At 56.4% G+C, this 13,381-nt stretch carries 10 protein-coding genes; 8 read left to right on the plus strand and 2 right to left on the minus strand.

All coding sequences use genetic code 11. From position 1 onward, the window contains the following. Positions 1 to 129: 129 nt before the first annotated feature. Entirely contained in the window at positions 130 to 2,796 is a 2,667-nt protein-coding gene (adhE, locus tag BN1139_RS01370; protein ID WP_005353146.1) for a bifunctional acetaldehyde-CoA/alcohol dehydrogenase, read from the minus strand. 840 nt (positions 2,797 to 3,636) lie between these two features. Here adhE and BN1139_RS01375 point away from each other — a divergent pair. From BN1139_RS01375 to BN1139_RS01405, 7 genes are all read left to right on the plus strand, one after another. Beyond that, entirely contained in the window at positions 3,637 to 4,272 is a 636-nt protein-coding gene (locus BN1139_RS01375; RefSeq protein WP_005337678.1) for a YchE family NAAT transporter, read from the plus strand. A gap of 279 nt (positions 4,273 to 4,551) precedes the next feature. Continuing rightward, complete coding sequence (locus BN1139_RS01380) at positions 4,552 to 6,171, plus strand: ABC transporter substrate-binding protein (RefSeq protein WP_005353143.1); 1,620 nt, start codon at positions 4,552 to 4,554, stop codon at positions 6,169 to 6,171. Positions 6,172 to 6,269: 98 nt separating this feature from the next. Further along, positions 6,270 to 7,190: an oligopeptide ABC transporter permease OppB gene (gene oppB / locus BN1139_RS01385; protein WP_005337672.1), complete on the plus strand. Its 921-nt coding sequence runs from the start codon at positions 6,270 to 6,272 to the stop codon at positions 7,188 to 7,190. Between the two features lie 14 nt (positions 7,191 to 7,204). Beyond that, a complete protein-coding gene (oppC, locus tag BN1139_RS01390) occupies positions 7,205 to 8,116 on the plus strand; it encodes an oligopeptide ABC transporter permease OppC (RefSeq protein WP_005337670.1) in 912 nt (303 codons plus the stop codon). Positions 8,117 to 8,170: 54 nt separating this feature from the next. Further along, a complete protein-coding gene (gene oppD, locus BN1139_RS01395) occupies positions 8,171 to 9,151 on the plus strand; it encodes an ABC transporter ATP-binding protein (protein WP_005353139.1) in 981 nt (326 codons plus the stop codon). Further along, positions 9,152 to 10,147, plus strand: coding sequence for a murein tripeptide/oligopeptide ABC transporter ATP binding protein OppF (gene oppF, locus BN1139_RS01400; RefSeq protein ID WP_005337666.1), 996 nt, complete (start codon positions 9,152 to 9,154; stop codon positions 10,145 to 10,147). Between the two features lie 302 nt (positions 10,148 to 10,449). After that, a complete protein-coding gene (locus BN1139_RS01405) occupies positions 10,450 to 11,394 on the plus strand; it encodes a TerC family protein (protein WP_005353134.1) in 945 nt (314 codons plus the stop codon). A gap of 64 nt (positions 11,395 to 11,458) precedes the next feature. On the opposite strand, the gene alr is transcribed toward BN1139_RS01405, so the two are convergent. After that, on the minus strand, positions 11,459 to 12,685 hold the full coding sequence (alr, locus tag BN1139_RS01410; protein ID WP_005353131.1) for an alanine racemase: 1,227 nt from the start codon (positions 12,683 to 12,685) through the stop codon (positions 11,459 to 11,461). A 173-nt stretch (positions 12,686 to 12,858) separates the two neighbouring features. Here alr and BN1139_RS01415 point away from each other — a divergent pair, with 173 nt between their 5' ends. Further along, a complete protein-coding gene (locus tag BN1139_RS01415; RefSeq protein ID WP_005353127.1) occupies positions 12,859 to 13,308 on the plus strand; it encodes a methyltransferase family protein in 450 nt (149 codons plus the stop codon). Positions 13,309 to 13,381: the final 73 nt, after the last annotated feature.

Below are 13,381 nucleotides of genomic sequence, written 5' to 3' on the forward strand. Positions count from 1 at the left end.
TTGGTTGGTTGGTTGGTTGGGACGTTAGGGGCTGTACTACCGCAATCGGCTGGAGAGAGGATCGCTGTGATAAGTGGCAGATAAAAAAAGCCCGCGCAGTGCGCGGGCTTGTTATCTCAGGACTGGTTATCAGGCCTTGGATTTCTTCTTGCCTTCAACCTTGGCTTCAACCGGGGCAGCAGTTACCGGAGCGGCTTCGGTGAACGGACGACCGTAGTAGGAGTCCAGCAGAACCTGCTTCAGCTCGCTGATCAGCGGGTAGCGTGGGTTGGCGCCGGTGCACTGGTCATCGAAAGCTTCGATAGCCAGCTGGTCAACCTTGGCCAGGAAGTCAGCTTCAGTCACGCCAGCTTCGCGGATAGAGGCCGGGATACCCAGGGTAGCCTTCAGCTCGTCCAGCCAGGTCAGCAGCTTCTCGATCTTGGCTGCGGTGCGGTCACCGGCAGCAGTCAGACCCAGGTGGTCAGCAACTTCGGCGTAACGACGACGAGCCTGCGGGCGGTCGTACTGGGAGAACGCAGTCTGCTTGGTCGGGTTGTCGTTCGCGTTGTAGCGGATGACGTTGCTGATCAGCAGGGCGTTAGCCAGACCGTGCGGAATGTGGAACTCGGCACCCAGTTTGTGAGCCATGGAGTGGCACACACCCAGGAAGGCGTTGGCGAACGCGATACCGGCGATGGTGGCAGCATTGTGCACCTTCTCACGAGCGATCGGGTCGTTGGCACCGTTCTGGTAGCTGGATGGCAGGTACTCTTTCAGCATTTTCAGGGCTTGCAGCGCCTGGCCGTCGGAGTACTCGTTAGCCAGTACGGAAACATAGGCTTCCATGGCGTGAGTCACGGCATCGATACCACCGAAGGCACACAGGGACTTCGGCATGCCCATGACCAGGTTGGCATCAACGATGGCCATGTTCGGGGTCAGCTCGTAGTCAGCCAGCGGATACTTCTGACCAGACACTTCATCGGTTACTACCGCAAACGGAGTGACTTCAGAGCCGGTACCGGAAGTGGTGGTGATACAGACCAGTTCGGCCTTCACGCCCATTTTCGGGAACTTGTAGATACGCTTGCGGATGTCCATGAAGCGCATGGCCAGATCTTCGAACGCAGTGTTCGGGTGCTCGTACATCACCCACATGATCTTGGCCGCATCCATCGGTGAACCACCGCCCAGCGCCAGGATAACGTCCGGTTTGAAGGAGTTGGCCATCTCGGCACCCTTGCGAACCACAGCCAGGGTCGGGTCAGCTTCTACTTCGTAGAACACTTCCACTTCCATATTCTGTGCTTTCAGCAGGCTGACCAGTTCATCGGCGTAGCCGTTGTTGAACAGGAAGCGGTCAGTTACGACCATGGCACGCTTTTTACCTTCCAGGTCGCTCAGAGCGATCGGCAGGGAACCACGACGGAAGTAGATGGATTTCGGAAGTTTGTGCCACAGCATGTTTTCTGCCCGTTTTGCGACTGTCTTCTTGTTGATCAGGTGCTTCGGACCCACGTTTTCGGAGATGGAGTTACCGCTCCAGGAGCCGCAACCCAGGGTCAGGGACGGTGCCATTGCGAAGTTGTACAGGTCACCGATACCGCCTTGGGTAGACGGAGTGTTGATCAGGATACGCGCGGTCTTCATCTTGTCGCCGAAGTACTTGATGCGGTCAGCGTTGCGGTCCTGGTCGGTGTACAGACCGGAGGTGTGGCCGATACCACCGATGTTGACCATGTCACAGGCCATATCAACGGCGTTTTCGAAGCTGCTAGCACGGAACATACCGAGCAGCGGGGACAATTTTTCGTGAGCAAACTCATCTTCTGCACACAGCTTGACGCCTTCACCGATCAGGATCTTGGTATCAGCCGGTACAGTCACGCCTGCCATCTCGGCAATCTTGGTGGCTGGCTGACCAACGATGTTGGCGTTCAGGGCACCGTTGATCAGGATGACTTTACGTACCTTGTCAGCATCTTCTTTGGAGAGCACGTGGCCCTTGTGGGATGCAAAGCGCTCTTTAACCTGGTCGTAGATGGCATCAACAACGATGACTGCCTGCTCGGAAGCACAGACCACGCCGTTATCGAAAGTTTTGGACATCAGGATGGAGGCAACGGCACGCTTCACGTCGGCGGTTTCGTCGATAACGATAGGTACGTTACCGGCACCCACACCGATAGCAGGCTTACCGGAGGAGTAGGCTGCTTTCACCATGCCCGGGCCACCGGTGGCCAGGATCAGGTTGATGTCTTCGTGCTTCATCAGGGCGTTGGAGAGCTCAACAGACGGTTGGTCGATCCAGCCGATGATGTCTTTCGGCGCACCAGCGGCAACAGCTGCATCCAGTACCAGCTTGGCTGCGGTATTGGTGGAGTTCTTGGCACGGGGGTGCGGGGAGAAGATGATGGCGTTGCGGGTCTTGAGCGCGATCATGGATTTGAAGATCGCAGTAGAAGTCGGGTTGGTGGTCGGAACGATACCACAGATGATACCTACCGGCTCGGCGATGGTGATGGTGCCCATCTGAGTGTCTTCACTCAGAATGCCGCAGGTCTTCTCTTCTTTGTACTTGTTGTAGATGTATTCGGAGGCGAAGTGGTTCTTAATAACCTTGTCTTCGATGATACCCATACCGGATTCTTCCACGGCCATCTGGGCCAGGGGGATACGGGCGTTGTTGGCGGCCAGGGCGGCGGCACGGAAGATCTTGTCTACCTGCTCTTGAGAGAAGCTGGCGAATTCACGCTGGGCTTCCTTAACGCGGGCGACCAGTGCATCCAGTTCAGCCAAATTGGTTACTGCCATGTTTATCTCCTGATTATTTGAAAACTGTTTAGTAAGACGTTGGCAATGCCCGGCAATTATAGTCGCCCTGTCAAGGCGGTATCGTTGCAACAGCTTTTTCACATGCCTTACTAAATCGCTTTCTGAGTCGATTATAGAGCGGGGCTGACTCAGAAAAACTTGATCTGGATCATGTGTAACAAAAGAACAAAAGAAATTTTATTTCACAATCCTTGTTTGACTGATGTTATCGGAATGTGCATCAAAGGGAAAGGCGAGAGAGTTGTTAATGCGGAGTAATAAACCACATTTATCAAGTGGTTAATTGCAATCTAACATAGAATTGCAGAGCTATTTTGGCGGCATAGGTTAGCAAATATGAGTGAATCGGTTTCAAAACCACCGACAAACGCGCTTTATTCCAGCGTTTGTTGCGAAAATGATTGTTGTTTTAATCCATGACTAATCCGCTTTATTCCCCGAGGGGGCCATTTCTGCCCGCTTTCTCGGTTTTTGCATTGTGGCTCTATTACCGAGTCAATGAAGTGATGTCTGGTCTGAAATAGTGGGAAGGCAAAGCTTGAATCCTCTCGAGTCGCTTGGTCATTCGGTCAGTCATCGTCGGGCTCTCTGGTCATGATTAAGCAGGCTTGCGTTCACTTTTCTGGCGCGTGTCGGGCGGTCGAAAGGGCTTTTGGCATCGGTTTATGCCAGTTAGCGCGGATGCATTAGATGAACTAACTAAAAAACCCTCGAAATGGTGAGATTATTTGATTGGTGCCCGCTCTGGCTATGATGTAAATTTACGCACGAAATTAATGGACTGGCCCGCTGGGCCCGAAACTCTATTGGAAGGCGCCTATGGCAGCAATTGACGTCTCGTTGTATCTGAAGTTTTTTGTCGGTTTGTTCGCAATTATCAACCCGCTTGGTTTGTTGCCGGTGTTTGTCAGTCTGACCAGCCACCATACCCAGGCCGAGCGGATGAAAACCAATACCACCGCCAATATCGCGGTGATGGTGATCCTGCTGGTCTCCATGTATATGGGGCAGCTGATCCTGGATGGGTTTGGCATCTCGCTGGCGTCGTTCCGGATCGCCGGTGGGTCGCTGATTACCCTGATTGCCTGGTCGATGCTGCAGGGCAAGCTGGGCGAGGTGAAGCACAACAAACAGGAGAAGGGCGAACTGGCGGTGCGTGAGTCTATCGCCGTGGTGCCGCTGGCGCTGCCGCTGATGGCGGGTCCCGGTGCCATCTCCTCGGTGATTGTCTATGCCAGCCAGAGCCACTGGCAGCAGCTGCTCGGCATGTCAGTGGTTGTCGTGGTCTTCTCCTTCTGCTCCTGGCTCATCTTCCGCGCCGCGCCGCTGCTGTTCAAGATCATGGGCAACACCGGCATCAACGTGGTGACCCGTATCATGGGTCTTATCATGATGTCGCTGGGTATCGAGATCATGGTGGCCGGCATCAAGGGGGTTTTCCCCAGCCTGATGTGAGCCAGCTCCGCTTTATGAAAGCCGGTCCTCGTGACCGGCTTTTTATTGGTTGCTTTTTGCCCGGTCTTTTCTAGAATCGGTCGTTTGTGTGAAAAATGAGCGCTTTGCTGGTGTTTTAATACTGAAAAAGCGCATGATGGCTGATTTTTTGACCAGAAAATGACGATTACCCTGACAATATCTGTTGCATTATCGGAATTGGCAGGGAATTATGCTGGGAGCGGGTTTTAACCCCGTCACTTTAAAAAATGCATGGAATGTTCTTGTTGGAGTAGGGAAATGACTCATAAAAAAACAATGATTAACACATTGCTGGTGGCTGCACTGTTTGGTGGCGTCAATGTGGCTCAGGCTGCCGATGTTCCGGCGGGAACCAAGCTGGCTGAAGTCCAGCAACTGGTAAAAGGCAACGGCTCCGAGCCTGCGACCCTTGACCCGCACAAGACCGAAGGAACGGTCGAATCCAATATCCTGCGCGACCTGTTCGAGGGTCTCGTTGCTTCCGGCCCGAAAGGGGAAATTCTCCCGGCTGTGGCTGAATCCTGGGAAACCAAGGATAACAAGCACTACGTCTTCCACCTGCGCAAAGATGCCAAGTGGTCCAACGGTGACCCGGTCACTGCCCACGATTTCGTTTTTGCTTTCCAGCGTGCCGTTGATCCGAAAACCGCCTCTCCTTACTCCTGGTATCTGGAGATGCCGACTATCGCCAACGCCACCGATATTATCGCTGGCAAGAAACCCGCTGATACGCTGGGTGTGAAGGCTGCTGATGACTACACCTTCGAAGTGCAGCTTGAGAAAGCGATCCCTTACTTCGTCAGCATGCTCTCCCACACCACCACCTATCCGGTACCGAAAAAGGTAGTCGAGCAGTTTGGTGACAAGTGGACCCAGCCGGAGAACATGGTATCCAATGGTGCCTATGTGCTGAAGAAATGGGTGGTCAACGAGCGGATAGAGCTTGAGCGCAACAAGAATTACTGGGACGACGGCAAGACAGTGATCAATACAGTGGTCTATTTGCCGATCCAGTCTACCAACGCCGATCTGAGCCGCTATCTGGCGGGTGAGGTGGATCTGACTTACACCACTCCTATCGAACGTTTCAAGCAGCTCAAGAAGGATTACCCGAATGAGCTGAAGGTGACCGGCTTGGTGTCCACTTACTATTACCAATTCAACTTCAAGCACAAACCGTTTGACGATGTGCGTGTCCGTACTGCGCTCTCCTACGCCATCGATCGTGATGTGATCGCCGACAAGGTAATGGGTCAGGGCCAGACTCCGGCTTACGGTCTGACCCCAGACTATGTGGATGGTTTCAAGCCAGTGGTCGCCGATTGGTCGAAGATGACCCAGGCCGAGCGTGATACCAAAGCGAAAGCCATGTTGAAAGAAGCCGGTTTCGATGCCAGCAAGCCGCTCAAGCTCGAACTGCTCTACAACACCGACGACAACCACAAGAAAGTGGCCGTGGCCGTGGCCTCCATGTGGAAGAAGCTGGGTGTGCAGGTGAGCCTGGTCAACCAGGAGTGGAAAACTTACCTGGAAACCAAGAAACAGGGGCAGTTTGAAGTAGCTCGTGCCGGCTGGAACGCTGACTACAACGAAGCCTCCTCCATGCTGGATCTGATGCAGACCACCCACGGCACCAACGACGGCAAGTACTCTAATCTGGAGTATGACAAGCTGATGGATGAGTCTCGCGATCAGGTTGACGATGTGGCCCGCAACAAGATCTATGCCCAGGCTGAGGCCATCCTTGCCAAGGACATGCCGATCGCCCCTATCTATCAATACGTTACTCCGCGCATGGTGAAATCCTATGTGGGTGGCTACCCAGCCAACCCGCTGGATAACCTCTACAGCAAAGATATGTACATCATTGCTCACTGATTTAAAGCAACAAGTCGCATAACAAGCAGGGCCCGCCGGACGGCGGGCCTTTATTACAACCGCGACCATTTGGAAGCAGTACAGGACAGGAAATGTCTATGTTGAAATTCATTTTTAAACGGCTATTGGAAGCGATCCCGACTCTGCTGGTCTTGATCACCGTCTCTTTCTTCATGATGCGTTTCGCCCCGGGTAACCCCTTTACCAGCGAGCGTTCACTGCCCCCCGAAGTCATCGCCAATATTGAGGCCAAATACGGGCTCGACAAACCCATTGGCATGCAATATCTCACTTACCTGGGCAACCTGGTGCAGGGTGATTTGGGCCCCTCTTTTAAATACAAGGATTTCACCGTCAATGATCTGGTGAGCCAGGCGCTGCCTGTTTCCGCCAAGATCGGGACCACGGCCTTCTTCTTCGCCGTGTTGCTGGGGGTCACCTTCGGCACCATAGCGGCACTGAAACAGAACACCATCATCGATTATCTGCTGATGTCGTCGGCCATGGCCGGGGTGGTGATCCCGGGCTTTGTGCTGGCGCCCTTGCTGGTGCTGTTCTTCAGTATTCATCTTGGCTGGTTCCCTGCCGGTGGATGGCAGGGCGGTGGCATCCAGTTTATGGTGCTGCCGGTGTTCGGCATGATGATGTACTACATCTCTGCCATCTCGCGGATCATGCGGGGCAGCATGATCGAGACCATGAACTCCAACTTCATCCGTACCGCCCGTGCCAAGGGCTTGCCGCTGCGCCACATCATCCTGAAACACGCGCTGCGTCCGGCCATGCTGCCGGTGGTCTCCTATCTGGGCCCGGCCTTTGTCGGCATCATCACAGGTTCCGTGGTGATCGAGACCATCTTCGGCCTGCCGGGGATCGGTCAGCTGTTCGTCAACGGTGCCCTTAACCGTGATTACTCCATGGTGCTCGGTCTGACCATTCTGGTCGGCGCCCTCACCATCACCTTTAACGCTGTGGTCGATATTCTCTACGCCTTTATCGATCCCAAGATCCGTTACTAATTCGGGAGTTCATCATGGTTGTTTCAACTGAAAAACGCGATGCCGTCGAGGCGTTCGCGCAAAAAGTGGAAGTGGTGGAGGGACGCTCCCTGTGGAAGGATGCCCGTCGCCGTTTCCTGCGCAACAAGGCGGCCCTGACCAGCCTGATCATTCTGACCATCATCGGTCTGGCGGTCATCTTTGGCCCCCATTTGTCCCAATACACCTTTGACGATCCGGACTGGGGCGCCATGCAGTCGCCGCCGGATATGGAAGCGGGTCACTACTTCGGAACCGACAGTCTGGGGCGCGATCTGTTCGTGCGCACCCTGCTGGGCGGTCGCATCTCCCTGATGGTCGGCATCATGGGCGCTATGGTGGCGGTCATCATCGGTACTTTGTATGGCGCTGCCTCCGGTTTTATTGGCGGGCGGGTCGACAGCCTGATGATGCGGGTACTGGAGATCCTCAACGCCTTCCCCTTCATGTTCTTCGTCATCATGCTGGTCACCTTCTTTGGCCGCAATCTGGCGCTCATCTTTATCGCCATCGGGGCGGTGAGCTGGCTCGACATGGCGCGGATCGTGCGCGGCCAGACTCTCAGCCTCAAGAGCAAGGAGTTTATCGAGGCGGCCCACGTCTGTGGCGTCTCCAAGTGGAAGATCATCACCCGTCACATCGTACCGAACGTACTCGGTATCGTGGCCGTCTACGCCACCTTGCTGGTGCCGGGCATGATCATGTTTGAATCCTTCCTGAGTTTCCTGGGCCTTGGTGTTCAGGAACCGATGACCAGCTGGGGTGCCCTGCTGGATGAAGGCTCCAAGTCGATGGAAGTGGCCATCTGGCAACTGCTGTTCCCCGCCTGCTTTATGGTGGTGACCCTGTTTTGCTTCAACTTCCTCGGGGATGGTCTGCGTGACGCCCTCGATCCGAAAGATCGTTAATCGAGCATCGGATCGACAGGAAAGCATCACGAAAGATCGATAAGGAGTTTTTATATGAAGTTACTGGATGTGAAAGATCTGCGGGTCGAGTTCAAGACCCCGGACGGCAATGTGGTGGCGGTCAACGACCTCAACTTTTCTCTCTCTGCGGGTGAAACCCTGGGGATCGTCGGCGAGTCCGGCTCTGGCAAATCCCAGACGGCCTTTGCCATCATGGGGCTGCTGGCCAAAAACGGCATAATTACCGGTTCCGCCAAGTTTCAGGGTGAGGAGATCCTCAACCTGCCGGAGTCCAAGCTCAACAAGATCCGCTCCGAGAAGATCGCCATGATCTTCCAGGACCCCATGACCTCGCTCAACCCCTACATGAAGGTGCAGGATCAGCTGATGGAAGTGCTGATGTTGCATAAGGGCGTCAGCAAGGCGGAAGCGTTCGAAGAGTCGGTACGGATGCTCGATGCGGTCAAAATTCCCGAAGCACGCAAGCGGATGGGGATGTATCCCCACGAGTTTTCCGGCGGCATGCGCCAGCGGGTGATGATCGCCATGGCACTGCTCTGCCGGCCGCAACTGCTGATCGCTGACGAACCGACTACCGCACTCGACGTGACCGTACAGGCCCAGATCATGACTCTGATGAACGAGCTCAAGCGCGAGTTCAACACTGCCATCATCATGATCACCCATGACCTTGGCGTGGTAGCCGGTATCTGCAACAAGGTGCTGGTGATGTATGCCGGTCGTACCATGGAGTACGGCAAGGTAGACGATATCTTCTATCGCCCGAGCCACCCCTACACCGAAGGCCTGCTGCGCGCCATTCCTCGTCTCGATACCGAAGGGGAAGTGCTGCCCACCATCCCGGGCAATCCGCCCAACCTGCTGCGTCTGCCGACCGGCTGCCCCTTCCAGGAGCGTTGCCACCGGGTCAGCGAGATTTGCGGCCAGCAGTCACCGATCCTGACCCCGTTCAACGACGGTCGGGAGCGTGCTTGCCACTGGGTTTCGGATGCCATCAACAAGGGGGCCAACTAAATGGGTGCCGACAAAAAATTGCTGTTGGAAGTGTCTGACCTCAAGGTCCACTTCAGTATCAAGAGTGGCAAGGCGTGGCCCTGGGCCAAACCGTCCGACCTCAAGGCGGTCGATGGCGTGACCTTGCGTCTCTATGAGGGGGAAACCCTCGGTGTGGTGGGGGAGTCCGGCTGCGGCAAATCGACCTTTGCCCGCGCCATCATCGGTCTGGTACCGGCCACCGATGGCAAGGTGGTGTGGCTGGGTGACGATCTCACCAAGCTCGATCAGAATGCCCTGCGCGAGAAGCGCAAAGAGATCCAGATGATCTTCCAGGACCCGCTGGCTTCTCTGAACCCGCGCATGACCATCGGCGACATCATCGCCGAGCCGCTCATCACCTTCTATCCCAACCTGCCACGGGAAGAGGTGAAGGAGAAGGTGCGCGCCATGATGAGTAAGGTGGGGCTCTTGCCCAACCTGGTCAACCGCTATCCGCACGAGTTCTCTGGTGGCCAGTGCCAGCGGATCGGGATTGCCCGGGCGCTGATCCTCGAGCCCAAGATGATCATCTGTGACGAGCCGGTCTCGGCACTTGACGTCTCCATTCAGGCGCAGGTGGTCAACCTGCTCAAATCCCTGCAAAAGGAGATGGGGCTGTCGCTTATCTTCATCGCCCACGATCTGTCGGTGGTCAAGCACATCTCCGACCGGGTACTGGTGATGTATCTGGGCAACGCCGTCGAGCTGGGGACTCGCAAGGAGATCTTCGCCAACCCCTTGCACCCCTACACCAAGGCGCTGATGTCAGCGGTGCCGATCCCGGACCCTGAGCTGGAGCGCAACAAGGTGATCCAGATCCTGGAGGGGGACTTGCCCTCACCGATGAACCCGCCGTCCGGTTGCGTGTTCCGCACCCGCTGCCCGGTGGCTGGCCCCGAGTGCGCCAAGACCCGCCCTGTGCTGGAGGGGAACTTCGATCACGCGGTCTCCTGCCTCAAGGTCGACCCGCTCTGATGGGGATGTGTTGAACCTGCTTGCGGGGCTCCTTGATGGGGCCCCGATTTATTTTTGACGGCAGTGAAGATGCCTCTTGGCGTTATCTTTTACCGCTGCTACTATCCGCGCAACAAGGGGAGTAACTTCTCGCCGGTTTGTCGTCATTACGGTGCACCCATTTCCTGCAGTGCACCCGGCAGCCGGGCAGTCGATGCAAATCAGCTGTAAGTGAGACCTTGCCGAGAGGCAAGGTGTATCTGCTCCAAACGCAAACCCACGCCTCTCGGTCGTGGGTTTTGTCGTTTTTGGGAGAAGTGAACATGGGTGAATGGTGGATGTGGACCGGTTTCTTCAGCATAGTGCTGGTCCTGTTATGGATAGACATACGCTTTGTCGGTGGCGGCAAGTCACACAAGGTATCTCTCAAAGAGGCGGGCGTCTGGTCCCTCATCTGGATCAGTGTTGCCCTGCTCTTCAACCTGGCTATCTGGCTCTGGCTCGATCACAGCGCGGGCCGTGAAATCGCCAACCAGAAGGGGTTGGAGTTCCTCACCGGCTACCTCATCGAGAAAGCGCTGGCAGTGGACAACGTCTTCGTCTGGCTGATGCTGTTCGGCTACTTTGCCATTCCAGCCGAGCTGCAGCGCCGGGTGCTGCTGTACGGGGTACTGGGTGCCATCGTGATGCGGGCTGGTATGGTGTTCGCGGGCAGCTGGCTCATCGAGCAGTTCCACTGGATCCTCTATCTGTTTGGCGCTTTCCTGCTGCTGACCGGTGCCAAGATGCTGTGGGCGGCCGACAAGGAGCCTGATCTCGCCAACAACCCGCTGCTGGGCTGGATGCGCCGTCGCTTCAAGGTGACCGAGACCCTGGAAGGGGAGAAGTTCTTCGTCTGGCGTGACGGTGTGCGCTATGCCACCCCGCTGCTGCTCATTCTGGTGTTGGTGGAGGTGAGCGATCTCATCTTCGCGGTGGACAGTATCCCGGCCATCTTCGCGGTGACCACGGATCCCTTCATCGTGCTGACCTCCAACATCTTCGCCATCATGGGTCTGCGAGCCATGTACTTCCTGCTGGCGGGTGTGGCTGATCGCTTCGCCCTGCTCAAATACGGTCTGGCGCTGATCCTGATGTTTATCGGGGTCAAGATGCTGCTGCTGGATATCTTCAAGATCCCGACCGGCATTGCGCTTGGTGTAGTCGCGTTGATCCTGCTGGCATCCATGGGCCTGAGTCTGTTTGTGACCCGTAAAAAGGCCGCTTAAACGCAACATCATTTAATACCAAACAACAAGGGCTCCCGCGGGAGCCCTTTTTCATATCGCGTGATCAGCGTTTGATCTTTTTGGGGTTGGTGTAGCCCCAGATGGTGTACATGTCCGCCAGCAGGGCGCCGTTGTACTCCTCCAGATCCGCCTGTTTCACTTCGGCGTCACCCTGACGGCCAAACAGCACCACCTCGTCGCCGGGTTTCACCCCTTTCAGATCAGTCACATCCACCATGATGGTGTTCATGGAGGTCTTGCCGACCACCGGCACCTTCTGACCCTGGATCAGCACATAGGCCTTGTTGCTCAGGGAGCGGCGATAACCATCGGAGTAGCCCAGCGGCAGGTTGGCGAGCCAGGAGTCACGCTTGAGAGTAAAGGTGCGGTCATAACCGACGGTGTTACCCGCTGCATAGTGGTTGACCGAGGCGACCTGGGTCTTGAATGCCATCACCCGCTTGTATTCGGTGTGGGAGGGGATGGAGTCACCGTAGAGCAGGCCGCCCGGGCGCACCATGTCGAAGTAGGCGTCCGGCACGGCCAGGGTGGCGAAGGAGTTGGCGGCGTGGATGGTGATCTTGCTGCGATCCAGCTTGCCCGCTTCCAGCAGCCACTGGGAGTCCAGTTTGAACTGTGCCAGTCCCATCTTGACGTCCTCTTTCTCCTCCACCGGGAAGTGGGTCATGATGCCGACCGGGGTGATCCCCTTGAGCTTGAGCATGGCCAGCGCATCCTGTTTGGCATCGGCCAGACGCAGGTCGATGCCGTTGCGGCTCATGCCGGCGGAGTTGAGCGCGATATGCACCGGAATGGTGGTGTGGTGGCGCTGGGCGATATCGGCGATACCCTGGGCACTCACCAGACTGCCGATCAGCTCCTCCATCTTGTAGGGCAGGGCCTGCTCTACTTCATCCGGGGTGGCAGCACGCACCCGCATCAGACGGCCGGTAAAGCCCTTCTCGCGGGCGACGCGCGCCTCTTCGTTGCTGGCGATGCCGATGCAGGGGATATTGGCCTTGACCACGGAGGGGACCAGCAGGTCGATGCCATGACCATAAGCGTCGGCCTTCATGATGGCGCAGATCTGCGGGCCCTTGTCGCCGAGGCGATCCTTGAGGGTCTGGATATTGTGTTCAAAGGCGCCCAGATCCACTTCCAACCAGGCGTTGCTGGCGGTTTGCTCCTGGCCGCTGCGATGATCCGTCGCAAGGGGCAGATAGGGAGCCGCAACGGCTTGGCCCGCGAGCAGGCCGAAGATCAGGGTAGCCAGCAGAGTTTTCTTGTGCATGGTGATTCCTTTTTGTTGTTCGCGTTGGATAGTTTGGACGGGGTCGGCCACATTGGTGGTGGTTTAACCACAACTTGTTGTTATTATTATGATCTTTGTCACTCTCAACAGGCGCTGACTGGTTGGGAGTCTACCGCAACACGGGTTCGGCCGACACTCGTCAGGGGAAGAAAATGGTCAATCTTGAGTTACGTTTGCCACCACCGCTGATCTTCCTGCTCTGTGCCGGGGCCATGTGGTGGCTAAGAGGGGAGAGCCAGCCCGGTATCTGGGCAATGACGCTGATGGCTGTGCTGGTCGTGGCGGGGGCCATCATGGGCTTTGGTGCCCTGCAGCGGTTTCGTCACCACCAGACCACTGTCAGCCCCACCAAACCGCAGCACACCAGTCGTCTGGTGACCTGTGGCGTCTATCGTGTCAGTCGCAATCCCATGTATCTGGGGCTGCTCTGCTGGCTGGTCGCCTGGGGCTGCTATCTGGGGGGAAGTTGGGTCTGGGTTGGGCCAATCGTGCTGGTGGCCTTGCTGACCCGCTTTCAGATCATGCCGGAGGAGCGGCTGCTGCGCGCCCGTTTCGGCGACGAGTATGTGGCGTATTGCCAGCGCGTTCGCCGTTGGTGCTGACTGGCTGTGAGCTGCGTGAGCTGCGTGAGCTGCGGGAGCTGAGGGATAAGTCGGGTCAGCCGTGCGGGATAAA

This window comes from Aeromonas veronii bv. veronii (genome assembly GCF_000820225.1).
GTDB lineage: Bacteria > Pseudomonadota > Gammaproteobacteria > Enterobacterales > Aeromonadaceae > Aeromonas > Aeromonas veronii.

What these genes read in the sequence shown, in the direction of transcription:
- adhE (WP_005353146.1), bottom strand. Translation starts at nt 2,796, where the DNA reads ATGGCAGTAACCAATTTGGCTGAACTGGATGCACTGGTCGCCCGCGTT.
- BN1139_RS01375 (WP_005337678.1), top strand. Translation starts at nt 3,637, where the DNA reads ATGGCAGCAATTGACGTCTCGTTGTATCTGAAGTTTTTTGTCGGTTTG.
- BN1139_RS01380 (WP_005353143.1), top strand. Translation starts at nt 4,552, where the DNA reads ATGACTCATAAAAAAACAATGATTAACACATTGCTGGTGGCTGCACTG.
- oppB (WP_005337672.1), top strand. Translation starts at nt 6,270, where the DNA reads ATGTTGAAATTCATTTTTAAACGGCTATTGGAAGCGATCCCGACTCTG.
- oppC (WP_005337670.1), top strand. Translation starts at nt 7,205, where the DNA reads ATGGTTGTTTCAACTGAAAAACGCGATGCCGTCGAGGCGTTCGCGCAA.
- oppD (WP_005353139.1), top strand. Translation starts at nt 8,171, where the DNA reads ATGAAGTTACTGGATGTGAAAGATCTGCGGGTCGAGTTCAAGACCCCG.
- oppF (WP_005337666.1), top strand. Translation starts at nt 9,152, where the DNA reads ATGGGTGCCGACAAAAAATTGCTGTTGGAAGTGTCTGACCTCAAGGTC.
- BN1139_RS01405 (WP_005353134.1), top strand. Translation starts at nt 10,450, where the DNA reads ATGGGTGAATGGTGGATGTGGACCGGTTTCTTCAGCATAGTGCTGGTC.
- alr (WP_005353131.1), bottom strand. Translation starts at nt 12,685, where the DNA reads ATGCACAAGAAAACTCTGCTGGCTACCCTGATCTTCGGCCTGCTCGCG.
- BN1139_RS01415 (WP_005353127.1), top strand. Translation starts at nt 12,859, where the DNA reads ATGGTCAATCTTGAGTTACGTTTGCCACCACCGCTGATCTTCCTGCTC.